This is a genomic window from Sphingobacterium humi (genome assembly GCF_009768885.1).
GTDB classification, from domain to species: Bacteria; Bacteroidota; Bacteroidia; order Sphingobacteriales; family Sphingobacteriaceae; genus Sphingobacterium; species Sphingobacterium humi.
The window spans coordinates 43,673-64,154 of sequence record NZ_WSQA01000016.1 but is presented as its reverse complement, the minus strand read 5'-3'; the positions used below and the strand labels follow the sequence as shown (position 1 = coordinate 64,154).

The 20,482-nt window shown below is 38.3% G+C and carries 16 protein-coding genes; 3 read left to right on the top strand and 13 right to left on the bottom strand.

The genetic code is table 11. The features are described from left to right. Nucleotides 1-3: 3 nt before the first annotated feature. The 9 genes from GQF63_RS17615 to GQF63_RS17580 all read right to left on the bottom strand — a co-directional run bounded on the left by GQF63_RS17615 (nucleotide 4) and on the right by GQF63_RS17580 (nucleotide 11,097). A complete protein-coding gene (locus GQF63_RS17615) occupies nucleotides 4-2,469 on the bottom strand; it encodes a TraG family conjugative transposon ATPase (protein WP_246163605.1) in 2,466 nt (821 codons plus the stop codon). After that, nucleotides 2,421-2,819, bottom strand: a complete 399-nt coding sequence (locus tag GQF63_RS20000; RefSeq protein ID WP_160370563.1) for a DUF4133 domain-containing protein — start codon at nucleotides 2,817-2,819, stop codon at nucleotides 2,421-2,423. Before GQF63_RS20000 ends, GQF63_RS17615 begins: the two co-directional genes overlap by 49 nt. 12 nt (nucleotides 2,820-2,831) lie before the next feature. Further along, entirely contained in the window at nucleotides 2,832-3,182 is a 351-nt protein-coding gene (locus tag GQF63_RS17605; protein ID WP_160370562.1) for a DUF4134 domain-containing protein, read from the bottom strand. Between the two features lie 94 nt (nucleotides 3,183-3,276). Continuing rightward, nucleotides 3,277-3,711 (bottom strand): hypothetical protein, encoded by a 435-nt coding sequence (locus GQF63_RS17600; protein WP_160370561.1) that lies wholly within the window; start codon nucleotides 3,709-3,711, stop codon nucleotides 3,277-3,279. 817 nt (nucleotides 3,712-4,528) lie between these two features. Beyond that, on the bottom strand, nucleotides 4,529-5,698 hold the full coding sequence (locus GQF63_RS17595) for an IS4 family transposase (RefSeq protein ID WP_160370560.1): 1,170 nt from the start codon (nucleotides 5,696-5,698) through the stop codon (nucleotides 4,529-4,531). 199 nt (nucleotides 5,699-5,897) lie between these two features. Then, nucleotides 5,898-6,140 carry a hypothetical protein gene (locus GQF63_RS17590; protein ID WP_212592642.1) on the bottom strand — a complete coding sequence of 81 codons (243 nt, stop codon included), beginning with the start codon at nucleotides 6,138-6,140 and terminating at the stop codon, nucleotides 5,898-5,900. Nucleotides 6,141-6,742: 602 nt separating this feature from the next. Then, the gene (locus GQF63_RS17585; RefSeq protein WP_212592641.1) at nucleotides 6,743-8,476 is read right to left on the bottom strand and encodes an alkaline phosphatase family protein; all 1,734 of its coding nucleotides are present in this window, start codon (nucleotides 8,474-8,476) and stop codon (nucleotides 6,743-6,745) included. A 36-nt stretch (nucleotides 8,477-8,512) separates the two neighbouring features. After that, entirely contained in the window at nucleotides 8,513-9,211 is a 699-nt protein-coding gene (locus GQF63_RS19735; protein ID WP_212592640.1) for an alkaline phosphatase family protein, read from the bottom strand. A 311-nt stretch (nucleotides 9,212-9,522) separates the two neighbouring features. Next, on the bottom strand, nucleotides 9,523-11,097 hold the full coding sequence (locus tag GQF63_RS17580; RefSeq protein WP_160370558.1) for an ADP-ribosylglycohydrolase family protein: 1,575 nt from the start codon (nucleotides 11,095-11,097) through the stop codon (nucleotides 9,523-9,525). Nucleotides 11,098-11,663: 566 nt separating this feature from the next. On the opposite strand from GQF63_RS17580, the gene GQF63_RS17575 reads away from it, so the two are divergent. Then, nucleotides 11,664-12,083 (top strand): nucleoside-diphosphate kinase, encoded by a 420-nt coding sequence (locus GQF63_RS17575; protein ID WP_160370557.1) that lies wholly within the window; start codon nucleotides 11,664-11,666, stop codon nucleotides 12,081-12,083. Between the two features lie 348 nt (nucleotides 12,084-12,431). Here the strand turns inward: GQF63_RS17575 and GQF63_RS17570 are convergent, their stop codons facing one another. After that, nucleotides 12,432-13,610 carry an IS110 family RNA-guided transposase gene (locus tag GQF63_RS17570; RefSeq protein WP_160370556.1) on the bottom strand — a complete coding sequence of 393 codons (1,179 nt, stop codon included), beginning with the start codon at nucleotides 13,608-13,610 and terminating at the stop codon, nucleotides 12,432-12,434. 239 nt (nucleotides 13,611-13,849) lie between these two features. Between GQF63_RS17570 and GQF63_RS17565 the strand changes: the two genes are divergently transcribed. Next, nucleotides 13,850-14,830: a hypothetical protein gene (locus tag GQF63_RS17565; RefSeq protein WP_160370555.1), complete on the top strand. Its 981-nt coding sequence runs from the start codon at nucleotides 13,850-13,852 to the stop codon at nucleotides 14,828-14,830. Nucleotides 14,831-15,304: 474 nt separating this feature from the next. After that, nucleotides 15,305-15,685, top strand: coding sequence for a transposase (locus GQF63_RS19995; RefSeq protein WP_212592639.1), 381 nt, complete (start codon nucleotides 15,305-15,307; stop codon nucleotides 15,683-15,685). Between the two features lie 590 nt (nucleotides 15,686-16,275). On the opposite strand, the gene GQF63_RS17555 is transcribed toward GQF63_RS19995, so the two are convergent. Genes GQF63_RS17555 through GQF63_RS17545 form a run of 3 tightly spaced genes read right to left on the bottom strand, consistent with a single transcriptional unit; the run spans nucleotide 16,276 to nucleotide 20,482 of the window. Next, nucleotides 16,276-17,364, bottom strand: coding sequence for a DUF4998 domain-containing protein (locus tag GQF63_RS17555; protein WP_160370553.1), 1,089 nt, complete (start codon nucleotides 17,362-17,364; stop codon nucleotides 16,276-16,278). Nucleotides 17,365-17,384: 20 nt separating this feature from the next. Beyond that, on the bottom strand, nucleotides 17,385-18,563 hold the full coding sequence (locus GQF63_RS17550) for a DUF5000 domain-containing lipoprotein (protein WP_160370552.1): 1,179 nt from the start codon (nucleotides 18,561-18,563) through the stop codon (nucleotides 17,385-17,387). A 23-nt stretch (nucleotides 18,564-18,586) separates the two neighbouring features. Continuing rightward, nucleotides 18,587-20,482 carry a RagB/SusD family nutrient uptake outer membrane protein gene (locus tag GQF63_RS17545; RefSeq protein WP_212592638.1) on the bottom strand — a complete coding sequence of 632 codons (1,896 nt, stop codon included), beginning with the start codon at nucleotides 20,480-20,482 and terminating at the stop codon, nucleotides 18,587-18,589.

Below are 20,482 nucleotides of genomic sequence, written 5' to 3'. Positions count from 1 at the left end.
CCTTTATAATATGACTTCCCGATTACGAATAGCGTTAGCCGCATTTCTCAGTCCTTTGCTTGTATCGCCACCAGCTTTTCGGATATATTCTTCCAGTAGCAGTTTTTCTTTTTGCTCTGTAGTAAAAATCAAATATTCTTCTAGTGAAACTTCTGTGCGATAAACTTTGCTGACCACACCACCTAGGCTAATAAACACTTCTTTATACTTAAGGGATGGCTCATTGGATCGATTGAGAGAGAGTACCTGTGCTTTCTCTTTTTCCGTGAGCCCCAGCAGTTCCTGAATATGGTCGAACTTATTCTGGTATTTACTTTGATCTAAAAGAATTTTACAATCACTGTTGTTTATTATCGCTTGTTTTACAATAGGCGATGATATGATATCATCCACTTCCTGTGTCACAACAATCGCTTCCCCAAAGAATTTGCGGACCGTTTTAAACAAGTATTGTATATATTCAGCAAAACCATCTTTCATCAATGCTTTCCATGCCTCCTCGATTAAGATTACTTTGCGGATAGCTTTTAATTTTCGCATCTTGGAAATAAATACCTCCATAATTATCAATGTAACCACAGGGAACAGAATTGGATGATCTTTAATTTGATCCAGCTCGAACACGATAAACCGTTGCTGCAGCATATCTAGATTTTTTTTGGCATTCAATAGATAATCAAATTCACCGCCATGGTAATATGGTTTTAGGACGTATAAGAAATTATCCATATCAAAATCTCGGTCTTTTACCTGCTCTTTTTTCAGCTGAGGGCTATAACATTCTTTTAGATATTCATAAAAACTATTGAAACAAGGAAAGATTTCATGATCGCTACCTAGATGCCTATAATAACCGCTGATTGCATTTGATAAGGCCACATATTCCGAACGTTTGAATGTTTCGTTATCTTTTTTCCAGAGCGCAAGCAACAAAGCTTTTATGCTTTCCTTTTTCTCTGTATCTAGTGTCTCTCCAGAGTCAATGAAAAAGGGGTTAAATTCTATAGGTTGCTTCTCACTGTAGGTGAAGTAATATCCGGAGACCATCTCACATAAACCTTTATAGCTATGTCCAACATCTACTAGGACAATGTGGCTTGCCTGCTGATGATAAGTTCTTAATAGGTGATTGGTAAAAAATGATTTTCCACTTCCTGATGGGCCAAGGATAAATTTATTACGGTTGGTACAGATGCCTTGATTTATTGGCTCATCTGAGATATCAACATGCAGAGGGGCTCCAGTAAGCCGATCGCCAAGCCTGATTCCTACAGGGCTATTCGAGCTTTTGGTAGCTGTCTCAAGATTCAGTAAGCAAGCTGCCTGTGAAGCGAAGGTATCAAAGGTTTCGTTCATAGGGAACTCTGCTGCATTTCCGGGAATTCCGGCCCAAAAGATCTGGGGTGCTCCTACGGTTTCAACTTTGCTAATTACATCGATTTGTGAGAATGCAGAGGAGACTTGTTTTTTTATTTCCTGAAGTTGCTGTTTATCCTGGGCCCATACCATCAAGTTACAATGCACTTTTAGGGGCTGGCGTTGTTGGCCTGCCGCTTCATTGAGGAATTCATTAGTTGCATCTCTAGCTATTGAATTTTCTCTAGAATATGTTGATAGGGACTGCAGTCGCAAGGCACGACGCTCAAAATTTTCAATTATTTTAGCCCTATTTTCTATAAAAATAAATTGATTGTATATGTGGTTACAGGGTAGTAATTGACCCAAGGTGGAAACAAATCCGGTCGCTATTTTAGCTCTATCAGTTGAATATCGGCTATAGTCTATCCTACTTCCGCATAATGCGGGGAGCTTTGATGCATCAGCAAGTGTATAGAGTTGACAATGGCTATCTCCGACCTTGAGTTCTTCCTTGAGGGTTATATCTTTCAGCTGAATTGGTCTTCCATCAAGAGACAGGCTTAAATAACCTTCGATTATCCCTTTAGAATTTGAACTACTCAGTATGCTACTACGCGTCAATCGCTTACTTTTAACAAAGCCACTATCACTTAATATATGCATAAACTGATTTGATATACTTTCAAAATCAATTCGCACCCTTTCATCTAGTAGTTGAGGTGGAATGAATCTTCCTGTAATTAAACTACTTTTTAGTGAGGTAATGGTGGTCCGAGTATCGGAACAACGAGTTAACATCAAGAAGCACCGATGCTTTAAGAAGGGTCTGCCATTAAAATAGGTCTCACTAAACCGATCTAAATCGCTGAGATTCTCAGAAGTAAAATTGGCAGGATAATTTTCCAGATTAAACCAATCTTGTTTATGTAAAATTGTTCTCTCTGGCAATGTGCGTATTGCTTTGATCCAGGTTTGGTGAAATGCTTCATATTCAGAATCTGAGAGAGAAAATATTTCAGGTAGATCAATTTCAAATGCCAATGTGATATCTCCAGATTTACTTAGAATACAATCATGTTCCACGTCGTAAATTGGGAATATTTCCTGCATATTTCGGTGCATCTTTTGTGGGTTTTTCCTGTTTCTTTTGGGGCAATGAATATCTTTCTGCTATTATTTAGCAAGCTATCCGGCATACGACTTCGTGCTATCTTCTTTAAATACCCATACTGACCATACTTATCACTTAAGTAGCGAATATATCGCACCCATATCACCCCTATAATTAGCACCCCGGACATGCTGATGTATGAAGGTATGCCGAGCATGAATATGCAAGCGAATAGGAGTAACAAGGCGACAAGCCCTATTGCCAAATAGGTAATATAATGGGCCTTAAACCCCTTAAAAGTTAAGGGTTGATTGATCCCTTTATTAATAGAGTAAATCGAATTTGCCATATTTAGTTAATTCTAGACTCCGAAGAATGATTTTATCACTGTAGCCACGACCACCAAAAAAACACAACTACCAAACCAGGCTGCTGCGACCTTTCCCGTATCAGGGTCACCATTGTTCCATTTTTGGAATACTTTAACTGCTCCGATCAGTCCAAGGATAGCACCCACAGCATACATCAGCTTAGTGCCTTCGTCGAAATAACTTCGCACCTGTTGATTTGCTGCGCTAATGCCAGCAATTCCATCCTGTCCCACAGCGCTAGATGCCCACATAAGAATGCCTGTTAGTCCAGCTAGTGCTATCACATACTTTTTCGCCGGAACAGGAAATTTTTGTTTGGAAAATTTTGTAATTAATTTCATAAGAATAATTTAGAGTTAATAAGAAAAGCCCGTCACCAAATACTTCAATTTCAGATACGCTTTGCGTGTGAAGTTTGGGAGGGGCTTTTTAAAATCATGTTCCTAGCAGAAGTTCCAAATCTAGGTCTGCATTGTAATTAATCTGTTCTTTTGACAATTCTTCCTTCACCAAGTCTATAATACCGTGTACACCCAGATATTTGGACACTTCTGGATACTGGATCAGCAGACCTGCTAACACTGACTTGAGTCTTTCATGGTCAATGACTTTTGATCTGTATGGTTCCAAGTAGAATCGAAGCTGACTAACGAACTCATCTTGGATAATTGTTAGGGGGCTATCCTCATTAGCCTCAATTTCCTGGGTTTCGATTGTGTAAGGTGCGTCATTACCTTCCCTGGGGGAAAACCGTTTAAGAACACCCGTTATACCTTTGAAATCAAAAAGTATAAAGACTAACAAATAATAAATGGTGAAGATTAGAAGCAAGGCTGTGAAAAATTGCAACCAGGTAACTTGGTAAAACATTCGATCCTCCTTTTTTAATTAATCCTTTAAGTCTAAACATGGTCTATTTAATATCCAATGTTTAGCCTTTGTTAATACAAAGCAACCCCATATTCCATGATGACACAAGCACAAATTGCCCTTGTACCTTATCTTGTATGTTAGAAAATGGAAAAATTAAACTAGAAAAATCACTGACAATTAAGCTTTTTCAGGCTTTGAACTCAGACATTGTTAAGTATGGATGTAAATGAAATTAAAAATTGTCTTTAGGACTTTTTTGAAGGAAATGGCGGAATTAAGTGGGTAATTGATTTTTTGTCGAAAATTCTTTAAGTATAAATGCTGATTTGGCAAAAAGGAAATAAGGCAGAGAAAATAGTTCTCTGCTATTCCTATACTTTAAAAAAAGTGATTAATAATTCACAAATAACGCAGTAAGGAACATTACAATATGTAATCTGCTATTCTTTAAAATAAATTTACTAAACTCTGCAAAGGATATATTTGTTAGAATCTTCATGAGGAGCTTTCATTAACTTATAGGGAGTAGATTTAGTTAATTCAAAAATATCTGAAATCGTACACCCCATTTCCTCTAATATTGTACAATTTGTCAAGTCTAGGATATATTCTCTGTTTGCAAATCGATTTTGATAGAAATGCAGTAATTTTTCAATATTAACGTCCCGATCTTTATTTGAAAATATCATCCCAGAAAATTTATTCTAAATATCAGTACTGTCCTAAATGAATTTTTTGTCATAAAAAATCCTTCTCCATTTGTGTTCAATTGAAGAATTTGGTTAATTACTGGAAAGGTATCCTATGTGTGTTACTAAAAGAGCACATATTGTCCTTTTTTATCAGGTGGTTTTCCTGAAATGAACGGATCATCCGCCCATTTCCACAGATCAATTTTCACGAATATGTTCAGCGTGATAAAGTTGACCAGATTCGAGAGGTTCCAGTCGTACTTTGCTTTCTTCTGAATGTACTTAAAGAGCAGGATCCCGATAAGTGCAGTCCATATTTGAATGTACACTGCATTTTCAGATGTTCCCACAAAACTGGTTACCTTAAGCCGTTGTTTGAGGTGCTTGAAGAAGGTTTCAATCTCCCAACGTTCTTTATAGAGCGCTGCTACGGTGGCTGGTTTCCAGGAGAAATTATTGGTCAGGAACTCGTATTCCACGTTTTTGGTGCTGTCCCAAACGCGAACCAAACGCATCTTCTTTCCTGCATACCTTTGATTGGCAAGTCCGCCAAGCTCAACAAGCTGATCTTCAAGGATCCCGCCAGCACGAAGCTCTTCACCCTTTACCGTTTTCACTAGGGTATATTTCATGTTGGATTTCGCCCGGGTAACAAAGAAACAGCCGGTGCTGTCCAAAACGTTCATCCAAGCATAATCCACATAGCCCCGGTCTACAACAACCACGCAACCTTTGGGAAATGACATCGACTTAGCAATTTTGGATTCATGCTGTTTGCCATCGGTAATATGGACGAAACTCGGCATGCAGCCATCGTAATCCAATACGGTGTGTAGCTTCACCGCTCCCTTGGCACTACGGAACTTGGCCCAGTCAAATACGCTTAAGCACAATGGAATGATGGTAGCATCCATCAAAAACACCTTACGTTGTAATCTTCGCAATTCCGGCCTTTTATGAGTATGCTGTTGCCATAGGTGATCCAAAAGCTTATAATACAGATCCCTGAAAAGACCGTGGTCCCGATGAGCGTTCATATAGGAAAGGTTGGACTTGCTCGGCGTTCTGGAGATACCCATATGGCTCATGTTGCCAGTAGTGCTGCGGAGTCCATTAGAAATGTCCCGAACCGAATCCGCAGAGGATAAATGGCAGAATAGCATGCTCACAAAATGTGTCCAGCTGTTGATGCCCTTATGATGCTTGTCGGATTGGTATTGTTGAACCAATCTGCCAAAAATGTCTCGATCGATTAGACCCAAAATCTGGGAAAATACGTTTATATTTACCATGGCGATGGAAGTTTTTAGCAAAATAAATATAGCATTCCCTGCTGTATAAATCCACCGCCATTTTTTCCATCGTTTAGGACGCAACTGAAACAATAAGATTAATTTCTTTCAAAATGATCAAAAAATTAGATTGTAGGTATTCAAAGTATTTATTTGCTGGGATTTGACAAAGTGGATAATTTTAAATCAATTATCATATTTATTTTGTAAATATTCCTAATTTTTTCAAAATATCACTTCTAAACTTACTTAATGGCCTTTTTAAAATAGCTTCAAGATTATCTGTTGAATGTCCAAAAACAACCCTTTGCATCTCCTTTGCTGTGATATCAGTATCCTTTAATATAGTAGATAAGTTATTTAAATATGATCTTCCAAAGTACTTCTTTAAATTCATCAAAAATTGTAATTCATCACTATGATTTGAAAATAATTCACCCAACGAAAATTCATTTATTGATAATTTAGAAAAATTATTTTTTGGTTCAATTGGTCAATTTTACCTTGCCTTTAAGTTCTTATGGTATGGACATACTTTTCCAGCGTATACTTTACCCACGTTTCATGCCTGAACTGATCAATCCACATAGGCCATCGAAAGATAAAAGCAGTGTGTCGAACCTAGTAAAAAAAACTTAGTAGAGATGAATAAGCTTAGAAATCAGGGAAAGATCGTAATCCACACTGATTTTGACTCCATTGGGATAAACAATCCCAATACCATTGAGGAAATTTGAGTGTCTGTGTGGGGGGGGGTGAAATCTTCCTAAATCCGGCCCCATTATCATATTGTCCACTATGTTTGTTCCGGTAACTCTTCTTTAATCTTCATCCGGAAAGCCATTATTTTTCTTATTATCTTATTCTATTCTTTCACAATTATAGCCTTGACCAACCAGGCAATTTATGATTTCATCAACATCAATATTTATGTGATTGGCCTCAACTCTAAGGACATTGTCTTCATCCTCGAGGTCAAAATTGATCTTATACAAAGGGTAAAGCTTAATAAGAAAAGTAATCGTGTTATTAGCTTCTGTAATGCTATCCCTGAATCAGACCACCCATTAATGGATCGGAAATGCTGGACTGCCCATTCTCCTGATGACCGGCATATTTAAATAAGATATGATGATCTTGAAGATCATATATTTCAAGATCATACCAATTACTTGATTTTTTAATATCCCAAGTTAGTGAGCGTCCTTTTTTAGTTTTTAAACGTGTTCCGAGTTCTTGATAAATATCCTTAACACGGTAATCATTGGCTTCCTTTGTAAGTTTAAATTCCACCATCTGATATAAACTTCGGGCGTTAAAACGCACAACCGGAATAACACTATTTTTCGCCGCTTGGAACAGACGGTAGAATCCATTTGGACCATGAACCTCTAGGGAAAACAACTCGCCAACAAAGTCTTTAATTGGCCAATTGTAGATAATCTTTTCCTTCGGTCTCACTGCAAAATTCCAAATCCGGTCGATCTCCTTACTATCACCATAACCAATTGGACATTTCACTATAAATGGTACTCCAATATCCTTCGTTGAGGCCAAATCTCCAGCAATTTCAAATATTAACTGAATGCGTGCTTTTTCTGGATCTAGCTTTAAGTTCACATCAATATCATATGGGATTGCACAGGCTGGTTTCGTGCCCTTTTCAACAAGTTCAAAACCTAAGCTCGATAAAGGAGCTTTTCTGAATCGATTGAGGGTATCATCAGAGGCTTCCTGAAACCCAGATGGTAATGCTTGTTCACGTGCCTTATAGATTCGCTTCACATGTTGATCGCGCGATACAAAATCAATTGCAGGGTGATTATTATCCTCTGCTTTGCGGAATATTGAAGTCATATTTCCACAAACCAAACGACGCCAATCACTAATATTTGTTTCTTTTACATCTTTCCCTAACTTTTTGGCAACAAAATACTCGACAAACTGAATGCTGGAGGTCAAATCAAACACCTCTGAATTGACAAAACCACCTTTACTCCATGGAGAGGCAACTACCATGGGTACTCGAAAGCCCAAGCCAATAGGAGAATCAATATTACTATCGGGTTTTGCACTACGAATCTGCTCCTGTTGTTGTGTGACAAACTCGTTGTCGGTACGCATTCCCGAAGGGACAGCACCTGTCTCGGGGCGTGTATGCAATGCGGGCACAAATGGTGGAATATGATCATAGTAACCATCATTCTCATCATAGGTTAATACAAAAATGGTTTTCTTCCATACCTCTGGGTTCTTCGTCAGAATATCGAGCGTCTCGGAAACATACCATGCACCAAACCATGGGGCACCGGGATGATCGGAAAATCGACTGGGTGCGACCAACCAAGAAACCATTGGCAGTTTATTATTATTTACGTCATTTCTAAATTGATAGAATAGATCTCCTTTTGGCACATGTACTTTATGTTCCACGCCATTCTCCAAAAATTCAATAACCTTCAATTGATGATAATGGGGATCATTGACATTAGTAGTAAAGGCTCGTCTATGTATTTCTTGCTCCTGATGACTTAAATCATTGAATTTATCTTCTGAAAAATCAACCAGATCGGCCTTTAATTCCTGCAGATATGCCAATAGCTTAGCATCTGTTTCTTTTGCTTGTTCTTTATTCTTGGCAACGATTTTTTCTAATTCTGCCACTTTATCTTTTGCATAACGCTGATAATTGGGATGGCACTTGATATGATACTGCTTATGGAATTCTAAATTATTATCTCTAAAATTTCCCAACCAATCAACTTCCTGTTGTGTCATACCTACATTTAAACCGATCTCATTCTGATAAACTTTTCATGGTATACCTGCAGCCTGCAAGCGTTCTGGAAAAGTCGTCCAACCCAATCCCTTATGTACCATATGGTGATTTTCTAAGTGCGCTGTGGAGTTTCCATCTTTTGGGTTTTCACGGACGGTTCCTGTCCAGAAATAGGATCTATTCGGGCTTGTTCCAGTAAGCGAGGAGCAAAAATGTTGGTCACATACGGTAAAGGCATCTGCAAAGGCATAATAGAACGGCAAGTCCTGTCTACCATAGTAGCCTAAAGTCAATGGCATATGTTTATAGTTTACATTTCCAGCCTTCTTTGCCTCCAGCCAACAGTTCATTTTCCCATTATTTCTTGCTCCCACCATATCCTTCCATCCATGTGGCAAGGATCCCATCCAGGTCGCCTTCGTCTTTTCTATATCTAGATGAAAGGGTGTAAAATATCGGCCCTCCTTATTTTTTTGATACCAGATTGGAATACCTTCCGATTTGAGAATACGCGGATCATTAAACCCACGAACACCTTTTAGCGCACCGAGGCTATGATCGAAAGAGCGATTTTCTTGCATTAGAAAAACAATATGCTCAGCGTCTAAGAAAGTTGTACCGGGTGCCGCCTGAATTGCTAATGCCCGTTGAATTGATTCCGGAATAAATGGAGATGCTGCCGTTGCACCAGCTAACATCCCTGCTTTCTTCAAAAATTCTCTTCTAGTATCCATATAGTTTAATAATTTAAAATCAGTATTAATACGTAGCCTATCAACAATTATGACCTTGATGATAAGAGATCTTTAGTTTAACTTATTTTTTCAGTAATTGATAAGTCCACATACCAAGAAGACATTGATCCATATTACCGGCTTTTTATGTCAACTCTTTAATCCTTTTTAGAACGTCTAACCTGCTATGCCGAAAAAAGGCTTTCGAAGGTCATCGAAATGACCTTGAAAGCATAGGGGGTTTTGGATTGATTACTAATAAAATAAAGTTGTTCTTTTAACAATCGCATAGGTCCATTTTCTCGATTTGATTAATCATGTTTATGTTCGTGGAAATTAATGCCGTCGACTGGCTGATCAGAATAAATAATCGCGTCGCTCATCCGGATATAGTATCCTTTTTTAGGATTGGTAACCACAACTTTCACATTATGCTTTCCTTTGGGCAATTGGTATTTCCAGAAGATATCGTGTTTTCTAGAGTGATAATCTGTCGGCATTTTTGTGCGTTCTACTTCTTTTCCATCGATATAAACCGCGAGTTCGAAGGTATAGTCTTCTTTGATATTAGCATTTTTCACGGCATTTCCTTTAATCACTATGCCTGTTCCTGTAAAATCAAAGGCATGCTCTGAAACCAATGATTTATTTCCAAAGAGTAGGCGTTCAATGGGATAAGTTCCTTCAAAGGCTTTTTCGTATCGAACTGCTTTCGGTTGTTGCACATTGATGACGATTTCTTTAGTGCTCACTTTACCTCCGTTTTTCTTGATCATTTGTAAGGCATGCTTGTAACCGATTTCATAAACTTTATTTAATGAAATATCCGTGTACTTAAAGTTTATATCTTCAGCTTCTTTCAAACCCATTTTCCAATATGCTGGAATTTTATCATAACCTAAGATAGTTCCTAATACCCCACCCGCATTGGAAGGATTACAGTCTGAATCTTGTCCGGCACGTGTAGAAATCTCTAAGGTTTTTGTGAAATCTCCATTTCCATACAATAATCCTAAGACGATATAGGCAGCATTGATTTTCGCATCGATATTGAACGGACCAAATGCTCCATCTGGACAGCCATGCGCTTCAGACCATTTCTTCTGAATTTCAAACCATGTTTGTTTCCAGTCATTTGGATATTGTGCATGCCATTTAATAACATCGGCAATACATTTGTAGAAATCACTCTGCTCGGGAACGGTCTTTAAAGCTTCTTTCACTACGAAGTTTACATCATCAGAGATATAAGCAATCGTATATAGTGCGCCGACATAAACACCACCATACCATCCATCGCCATAGTTCATGATATGTCCTACCTTATCCGAAATATCAGATGCTGAATTTGGCATCCCTGGATTCATTAACCCAGCGAAATCGGCTTCAATTTGATAATCAATATCATCCGCATGTGGATTATTTAACCAGTGTCCCGATTCTGGCGGCATCATACCATTTAAAATATTATAGCGTGCTGCTTGATTCGCATGCCATAAAGTGTAACCTGCATTGGCAAAGGCATTGGCAAAATCAGAAGCTGGTGCATCAATTCCATGCTTCTCGATAACATCAACAAATGTCAAGTCCATATAAACGTCATCGTAAAGCCCTGGAATTTCGATCATTGTTTTCTTAATGTAGCCATCGAACCAGGGAATTACTTTATTATCCGGCAAATACGTTCCATTATATTTAAACTCTGTGGGACCACCAAAGGTCACACCGATTACTTGGCCTGCCCAACCTCCTTTGAGTTTATCTTTTAACACATCTGGTTTAATTTTCGCTTGCTTAGGTAAACTGTTTTGCGCATATGATGATGCTGATAAACAAACAGCAAGCATGCCAAGGATGATTTTTGGAATAATAAAGTACTTCTTCATAGATTTGTTTTTGGTTACATTGCGCCACACGCCTTACAGATGGCCAGGTTAATAACATAAAATTAGTGTTTATCGAATTCAAAAAAAGACACAAAAAACATCATTAATACAATTCTACACTGCATCTTATAACAAAAAAATAAGGCTACAATCCTGACTATTAGAATATTAAAAAATAAATAATTTCAATATCCAACAACTACACGCTAAAAGGGCAAGGTTATTCTTTTACCAGTATTTTGAGATTTCAATCATTTACTCCTGGAAAGGAGGAATATTTTAGGCTAACACTATCAAATCGGGTACTCCAAATTTATCTTTTAGATGAACTTTACGATTGATAAATTTAAAGTTGTAGATGATGTGTAATGTAAAGTATTTTAAAAATACTAAAGAAAACGGAACAGCAATTATATAGCACGCAAAGTAACGTTCTTTAGGACTACCAACCTATGACCAATATCTTGACTATTTAAGATAATAAATAACCAGATATTTTCAGGTTTTATTAATATTCTTAGTGTATATTCTTAGGAAAGATTAACTTTGCGAAAAAATCAAGTACAATGTCTACAAACAAAACTTTTACAATGATAAAACCGGATGCAGTAGCAAATGGATATATCGGGGCAATTTTAAACGACATAATTAAAGACGGCTTCCAGATTAAGGCGATGAAATACATCCACTTAACAGAATCTGAAGCGGGAAGTTTTTATGCTATTCACAAGGACCGTCCTTTTTATTCTGAACTAGTTGCTTTTATGACATCAGGTCCAATCGTAGCTGCAATTCTAGAAAAGGATAATGCTGTTGAGAGTTTTAGAACTTTAATCGGGGCTACAGATCCTACTAAAGCTGCTGAAGGTACTATCCGTAGTAAGTATGCAAACTCCATTGAAGCTAATGCAGTACATGGATCAGATTCTGATGCAAATGCAGAAATTGAAGGGAATTTCTTTTTTTCGCAATTCGAGAGATTTTAATTGCTTATCATAAGACTTAAGGAAGGGCGCTCTGCCCTTTTTTTTCTGAAAGTTATTATTGTTTTTTAAATGCAATCCAATAAAATATTAGACCAGTGATTATTCAAGGGTCTATTTTTTTGTCGGGACTATTTTGTTTTTGTTTCTTATGAATGATTATTTATCGTGAAAAGAACTTGATTAATAAAAACAAGAGTATAATTTTTTCTACGAGCTCTAAAGGCATCAACTGTTGGTTCTTAACGTCTGATATCAGTTTTATTTCCGGGGAGTCTAACCACCAAAAAAAGGTCGATCTTCTATTTGTAAGACGTGTTCTTAAGGGTACTCAATTGTTTCTGTAATCTGTCAATTTTTTTTAAGTCGTCTATTTTCAAGTATTTTCTTATCCTGTGGATGCAATTGATAGGGTTCATTGTCCCTCAGGACATGATATGCTGCAATCAAGATTTTATGTGCGATGGCTATTGTTGCCTTCTTCTGACCTCTTCGTGCAGCGATTTGATGATGTTTGACCGCAAGCAATGGATTTACCTTGGATCTAGCGGCTACCCATGCTGCCTCTACGAGCGTTGTCTTGAGATACTTGTTTCCACGTATTATTTTCGAGGAGTACTTCTTTCCTGCACTTTCATTGTTACCCGGGCAAACCCCAGCCCATGAAGAAAGGTTCTGATGTGTTGCAAATTGATCCATGTCCGTACCGATTTCTGAAACGATACCCAATGCCACTCTGGAAGATACTCCTGGGATAGATTCCAGTAGTTTCAGCTCCTGGTGCATGATCCTTGCGTACTGTTCCATCTGAGCCTCTGATTGTGCTATTTGAAGATTGATATGATCGATGGATTGCAGTATTAGGTTCAACATGAAGCGGTGGTGATCTGTAATCTTACCCGTGAGAGCCTTAAGTAGCTCTGCGTGTTTCTTGACCAATGAACCCTTGGCCATACTTGCCAATAGCAAGGGATCGACCTGACCATTAGCCATGGCTCGAACCATTTCCATGGCGCTTACCCCAAATACGTCACTGACCACGCTCCGCAGTTTGATGTTGGCGGATTCAAGGATGTTCTGTAACCGATTTTTTTCTGCGGTTCGCATAGCGATGAGCTTACGTCTATGTCGGAAAAGCTCTCTGAGCTCACGGATATGTTGTGGTGGGATGAAGCTTCCCTTCAGTAGACCGGAAAGAAGCAGTTTGGTGATCCATTCGCTATCCTTCTTGTCGGTCTTCTGTCCCGGAACATTTTTGATATGCCGGGCATTGACCAGTAGGATGTGAAAATAGTCTTCCAAAACTGCGTAAACTGGTCGCCAGTAAACTCCAGTGCTCTCCATGGCAACCTGTGTAATGGAATGGGCTTGAAGCCATTCCACTAAATTGTACAGGTCATCCGTAAAAGTTAAGAAGGTTTTTGTCTCTGTGTCAAAATCACTACCTTTAATGGTAGCAACTAATGTGTCTTTGTGGACATCCAGTCCACAACCACGATCAAGAATAAAGGGTAATCCGCTGACAGCCATAGGTCTTATATTTATTGGTACTAAGATACCGTTTTGGCTAAATGCCTATTGGGACTATGAGCCCGTGACTTTCATGGCTGTTGGTGATACCCGATGTATCATGTATGTTTTTTATGTGTTTTTTTTTGTTATTGCGAATCATCGAGCCGAATGCTTTATGGATTGATAATTTCTTCATTAAAAAAACAATTTTCCGTGTATATTAGTGCTCAGGGAGGTTAAAATCAAATGTTAAAACCATGAATAAAAACCAATATTTATTAACAACTGTAATACTTCTGTTGACCATGACATGGTCATCAGTTTCGTACGCACAATTTGGCAACCTTTTGGAAAAGGCCTCAAAGGCAACTACTGCTAAAGGCGTTAAGCTGTTAGGGATTGATAAAATATTAAAGGAACCTGAGCCCATTAGCACTAATTTTTCTGATGTAGACAGAGCTAATGAAAAAATGCCAGATTTTCAATCAGAGGTTTCATTCACTTCACTAAAAACTTTATCAAAAAACAAGGATGGTAACTTCTTGCTTCAAGCGGGTAATTTTGAAATAGTTAATAAAAGCTACTGTCTAAAGGCTGGCACCTACGCTCCTTCCTCGGGGGATGGCTATATGTATGCTCCTACGCTGGGAAAGAAAAAGGATATTGTTATAGCAATTCTAAAAAATGCTGAAAACCATCCCGAGGTAAAACAAGAAGATATTCAAATGTTATTATGGACTATTATTGCACGCACAAAATTTAGCAATTATGCGGGCTCTGTCAAGGTAACGGCCTTAAAACTCCTTTCACCAAAGCAGCTTTTACAACTCGAAGGTGGAGCTTTAGGTATTTTGCCTTTGGATGTGATGCAGGAGGCAAAAAACAAACTACCCAAGGAAATACAGGCAGTTTTTGAGGCAGAAAATCAAATCAGGGAGCTTGTTTCTTCAGGAAATTACACGTTAGCAGAATTTGAGCAATATGCTATTTTAGCAGGTATGGCGCCGGTTCGACAAGATACACCAAGTGGAATATGGAGCTATCATCCTGATGGATATTATATTCGTTATTTCCCTAGTGGTTATTCTAGAACAAGAACACAGATTCATGTTCCACAAGAAACTATTGATAAATTAGCGGGAAAAGTATTATTATATGATGCTACTGATGATATTGCCTGCCCTGCCAATGTAGGGTCACAGCGGTTGGCACAAACGAATGAAGCTATCGAAAATTAACTTCAACCAAAAAGCCTTTGCGATAGGATTATCAAAGGTTCTGAAGACTACCCATTTTTTATTTCTAAGCGGGACAAACATTACTTATGACAATTTCAATATGTCAAAATATTCAAACAGGGTTTATGAAGATCATAATTCATAAGCCCCATTTTTTTGTCGCTTATTGAACCTTCAAACTATTTATTCATCCATGGTCATTCCTAATGACTTTAATCAATAACATTATTTAGTGCTGTCCAGCCCATCTAAACCGACCTATTAATATTTTATCATTCTTACTTGTAGGTCACCACTAAAAAAGCAATTTTCATGATGCTCCCAAACATAGGACATTTTTTAATGAGTAGCCTGAACAGTCGAGTCCAAACCTAGATGAAGCTAGCCTCCAGCTTCTAAGGATATAAAGCGAAATAGATATCCAATTGCTACTATGTGCTGTAGTTATGTTTGAAGCCTACAATTTTCGCAGGTGTGTACAATCAAGATCATATTCTTTCATATTACACCTTAGCGTTACTGACATTCTCCTGGAAACCAGCCACCGTAGCAGCGCTCTATAAAGAACGTTGGGAGATTGAAACCTTCTTCAAGCACCTCAAACAACGGCTTAAGGTAACCAGTTTTGTGGGAACATCTGAAAATGCAGTGTACATTCAAAAATGGACTGCACTTATCGGGATCCTGCTCTTTAAGTACATTCAGAAGAAAGCAAAGTACGACTGGAACCTCTCGAATCTGGTCAACTTTATCAGGCTGAACATATTCGTGAAAATTGATCTGTGGAAATGGGCGGATGATCCGTTCATTTCAGGAAAACCTCCCGATAAAAAAGGACAATATGTGCTCTTTTAGTAACACACATAGGATACCTTTCCAGTAATTAACCAAATTCTTCAATTGAACACAAATGGAGAAGGATTTTTTATGACAAAAAATTCATTTAGGACAGTACTGAAAAAATATAGTTCTTAATTGATATTTTTAGGGATTTTATGGGATTTGCAACCAAAATGCATAAATCTTGATTATTGAAAACCATATAACATCTAATAGTTTAACTTTAAGCTTGACCACCATGAAAAGTATAGAAGAAAAAGCCTCAAAATTAGGATTAGACAAGGGATCTTACCTGCTATTATTAGCTATTTTAGAAATAGAAGACGAAACGGAGCAAAATGCCGCATAATGACATGCGCATCCATAGAAAAACAATGCGCAGGATACGAAACTTACATCTCAAAGCTCCGTATTCTGCGCATCTACAGCCTACACTCTTTCTTTACATTTACATTCAGCCCTATTTTCTGAATAATTGACATAAAATCTGAGATTCAGCAGAATTGTTTCCTTAATTGCTCTCAGGTCACGATGTATAAATGACGTATTTGTGATAACAGGAAAGAGCGTATACTTTTATGGTAGAACGCACCTTCCTTATCTCGTTAAAATTTTGCCGTTACATCGAATTCTCCCATTACAACATAAGCTTTGGGCCCATTAATTTGTCTAACCTTAAGGTATCGAAAAGTTTTTGGTTCCGCCAATTGGTAAATTTGTTCTGCGCTACTTTGCCGATTAAAGGGATAATTTCCTAAATCCACAAAATTGATATTGTCATCGCTTCCTAAAAATTGCACTTCATTCGGACCTTCTTCATTACTTGGAGTTTGTCTCCAAAGACTAAAAGAACTTAAAGTTCGTTGGACACCAAAATCTACGGTAAAAAAATGGGGGTATACATGGGGTGAGAGTGTTCCCCATCGCGTTGCAGGATTCCCGTCTATCATTTTAGCGGGTGTATCCGTATTGTAAAAACTCGAATATCCTGCTATTTTCCATTCTTGCTTATTTAGCTTGGTTATCGTATAGGTTTCATCCGAACTAACGATTGACTCAAAGGCCGTTTCCGGCATAAAATAAGTTCTCATTTTATAGGTGCTCCCTAATTTATAATCATCTATTAAAATGGAATTAACATTTGAATCGATGGTAACTGTTTTTACTTGATCGTTCACCGATGTATATTCAATTTCAGACTTCACAAGGTCGCTAGTACTATTTACTGGAGTAAACGTAATGGAAACAGAATTATCGATGTTGACCTTTGGTGCTGCTGTCCGATTTGATAAAGAAGATTTAAACCGTTCCCCTAATACGCCGCCAGAAACCTCTACTGGCACTGAAATATGACCATCATCGTCTAAGGTTTTAATAATAAAGGTATAGAAATTTTCTTCTAAATCTTTTATGGTGCATGATACATTACTTTGGTCAATTGGCATAGGAACGTCAATAGAATCTTTATAATAGTTCCAATACACCCTAGCTTTCGTTACTTTAGGATCTGAACCTCTATTCCAATTTAGTTGTGCTTCATTTAACCCAGACTTGAAATTTGCCTCTACTACCTTTCCTGGATATACAATGCCGCTTGGAACTACGTATTCCTTGTAGGTACTATCCATTTTTTTACAAGATGTCATGGAGATAATCCACAAACAACTCCAAATTAAATATTTAATATTATTCATAATTTTCTAGTATTTAATCCTTAGAATTCTCCCCAAAATGACAGCTCCGAAATTGTAACTTGATTGGCACCGAGCATCCAAGTTTCTGTGGTTTTAAACCTTACATACCGATATGCCGGTGGTGTATCAGGCATTTCAAAATCTTCCCCATCCCGGTATCCGTAGGCTATATCTTCAGCTGTTAGCGTTCCTAAGGGCGTTCCTGAAGGTTTAAAGGAGTTAAATTTCCCTATCAAAGACCAACCTTCCCAGCTACCATCAGAAGCGGGATTATTACTCCCCCATAATTCGAAAGCTTTGACGCAGGAGTAGTTGTAGGTAAAGTTCTGTACACGCTGGTGTGCTTTCATACGACTTAATACCACAGGAATTTTTAAATCTACTGTAAACCATTGCGGCATCGGTGTATTATTCCTAGAGGCATAAATAGCAGCACTTGCGACCCCATCCCACATATTTGTTAAGGCATAGGAACCAGATAATGCGGGCTGATCTGTTGGCAATTGATACATTGCAAATGGTTTGGGAACAGATTTCTCAAACAGGGGCGTAAGGTTCTTCACCACTGCGAGTGATTTATTACCCCACCGATCACGGAGGTAAACGGAGAATTGCATATCCTTACTGGACAGTCCCCGCACGGTAAATGTTCCTGAATCTACAGCGGTATAAAAAGTTTGAAGAGGCCTTAGCACCCCTTTTCCTGCTGTATCGGCATCAATTACGATGGCTAGATTTGCTTTGAGTTGGTTTTTTATTCTTACCCGAACACCACCAAATGCCGTTTCAATGCTCAGGTCATCATAAGCCAAGGTTACCGGCGGAATTAAAGGCTTTACCTTGACGATAACGGGTTGGGAAACCTTTTCATTTCTACCTACGCTATACACCTTTACTTCATGCTCCTGGGTATTTCCAAAACCTTCAAGCTTTAAGGTATCTGAGTATATGGAAGACTTACTTTCTTTCAATACTCCGGGGGTAATTTCATAAACGGCTTTTACATAGGCTAAATTGACATCCTTATTCAATTTATATTTCAGGATTGCCCCTCCAGGGGTATTTTCCACGACGATATTTGACACTTGGGCAGGTGCTTCACCGTTAGTATCTATATAATCCATTCGAGGCTCTTCTTCACAGCTCTGAACAACTAAATAGATAAATATGCATGCAATTAATTTAACTAAATTTCTCATAACACGATTATTATACGGTACAATTACCAACCTAGGTTTTGCACCAGGTTTTTATTACTTAACAGGTTTGCGTCTCTGATTGGGAAGAAGTAATCCTTCATAGAGAATTTTTGAGCGTAAATAAGTTGTTTTTTATAGTACTCAGGCACAGTTTGCCCAAAAACATTCCACCCTTCGATAGGTCTTGATAGTTCATCAGGGGCGGTCTTCCAACGTTTTAAATCCCAGAAGCGAACGCCCTCAAAAGCCGTTTCTACTAAGGTCTCACGTCGTATGATATCCCGCATTCCGGATTGTGTAGTATATTTTTTATTTATCCCAAAATTGTCCCAAGCATCTCTTATTGTTGGTAATCCAGCGCGTTCACGAACGATATTTACAAATTGATGAACCTCTTCTGTTGGGCCCGATTGTTCATTTAAGGCCTCAGCATACATGAGGTACAGGTGTGGCAATCGAATTAATGGCCAAGGGTAATTAACTGTTGAATACCCTCCATTATTTGCTTGTGTGCTTTGATAGTGAACAAATTTTTTCACATAATAGCCGGTAATAGATCCAAAGCTTCCTTTTTTACCGTTCTTTTGTCCAAGTTTACCTTCTACATGATAAATTCCTGATGGCACTTGGTCGTTATAGTAGCCATGACCATACCATACTCCACCATCAAATCCCAGATAGGCATAAAACCGAGGTTCACGATCAAAGTTACTTTCGGCTGTTTCATAGTTCAGCTTAATTAGTAATTGGTCATCTATCCCGCCAATACGCGTGGTTGAGTTGGCTTGCCATGTTTTATCTTCATTTATCGGTAGTCCATTTTTTGTGTAAAAAATATCAACAATTTTTAAAGGCACTGCCAATTCAAATGTCACATTGGGATTATCTAAATAGGTAGTTAGGTTAGGTGTTGCCCATAGCTGTAGAGAGGATGCAACACTTTGTGTATTTGCCCAGATTATTTCTGAATTCCAACGTTCCGTGAAGGCGTTTCTCAACTTCATTTGAAGCTTCAATTGATCTGATATATTGGTAGTCGCTCCTCCTGGCATAAATTCAAAAAGCTTAATTCCTGCTTCATGGCATTGATCGATCGCCTCCTTACATGCCTGTGCCGCCAATTTCCATTTTTGGGGATCATATGTTTGATTAAACAGCTGAAGTCCATCGCGATTCTGAAGTGCTGCTTGGTCTTTATTCCCATTAAACAGGGGGCTTGCGGCCGTTAACAACACTTTAGCCTTTAGGGAGTACACAATGGGTTTCGTGATTCGGCCCATCATCCGAATTGGATCGGTTATAGTCGGTTGCAAATCATCTTTTACCTCATCCAGCAATGATATGATATAGTTAAAGCATTCATCGACAGGTTCGCGAGCTATCTGAACATCTGCAACATTGATATCCACTGGTAAATTCTCTTTGACCAAAGGTATCGGTCCATACATGCGCAGCAGGTAAAAATGGTAATATGCTTTAAGGAATTTCACCTCGGCAATCCATTCTTTCATTTCCTCTTCTGAGATGTCTTTAACCTTTCCGATGTTTTCAAGGAAAATATTACAATCCCGTAAACCTCTATATAGGCTGACCCATATTGCTTCACCAGCAGGATTTATTGTTGTTTGTCTACCGTTAGCTATATTAAACATGATATGGCTAAAGCGATAACTTCCTGATAGGTCGTTGGTCCAAATTTCATCCCCTGCTAGCATGGCTGGATCTGAGGCCATGCCTCCATCTGTAGGCATATATGAATAGCAGGTATATAGGTATTTTTCGGCCTCTGAACGCATGGCGAAAGCATGGTCAAGGGTTGGGACATTATCTGGAATAATATCCAGGTAGCGATTACATGAAGTGAGAAAGATTGTTAGCAGGGCTAACATGGCTACTCGCTTGGTATTATAAAGTTTCAT

Coding starts and splice junctions, on each gene's coding strand:
- GQF63_RS17580 (WP_160370558.1), bottom strand. CDS start 11,097: ATGAAGAAGTACTTTATTATTCCAAAAATCATCCTTGGCATGCTTGCT.
- GQF63_RS17615 (WP_246163605.1), bottom strand. CDS start 2,469: ATGCAGGAAATATTCCCAATTTACGACGTGGAACATGATTGTATTCTA.
- GQF63_RS20000 (WP_160370563.1), bottom strand. CDS start 2,819: ATGGCAAATTCGATTTACTCTATTAATAAAGGGATCAATCAACCCTTA.
- GQF63_RS17605 (WP_160370562.1), bottom strand. CDS start 3,182: ATGAAATTAATTACAAAATTTTCCAAACAAAAATTTCCTGTTCCGGCG.
- GQF63_RS17545 (WP_212592638.1), bottom strand. CDS start 20,482: ATGAAACTTTATAATACCAAGCGAGTAGCCATGTTAGCCCTGCTAACA.
- GQF63_RS17570 (WP_160370556.1), bottom strand. CDS start 13,610: ATGGCTGTCAGCGGATTACCCTTTATTCTTGATCGTGGTTGTGGACTG.
- GQF63_RS17600 (WP_160370561.1), bottom strand. CDS start 3,711: ATGTTTTACCAAGTTACCTGGTTGCAATTTTTCACAGCCTTGCTTCTA.
- GQF63_RS17595 (WP_160370560.1), bottom strand. CDS start 5,698: ATGGTAAATATAAACGTATTTTCCCAGATTTTGGGTCTAATCGATCGA.
- GQF63_RS17565 (WP_160370555.1), top strand. CDS start 13,850: ATGAATAAAAACCAATATTTATTAACAACTGTAATACTTCTGTTGACC.
- GQF63_RS17550 (WP_160370552.1), bottom strand. CDS start 18,563: ATGAGAAATTTAGTTAAATTAATTGCATGCATATTTATCTATTTAGTT.
- GQF63_RS17555 (WP_160370553.1), bottom strand. CDS start 17,364: ATGAATAATATTAAATATTTAATTTGGAGTTGTTTGTGGATTATCTCC.
- GQF63_RS19735 (WP_212592640.1), bottom strand. CDS start 9,211: ATGGATACTAGAAGAGAATTTTTGAAGAAAGCAGGGATGTTAGCTGGT.
- GQF63_RS17575 (WP_160370557.1), top strand. CDS start 11,664: ATGTCTACAAACAAAACTTTTACAATGATAAAACCGGATGCAGTAGCA.
- GQF63_RS17585 (WP_212592641.1), bottom strand. CDS start 8,476: ATGACACAACAGGAAGTTGATTGGTTGGGAAATTTTAGAGATAATAAT.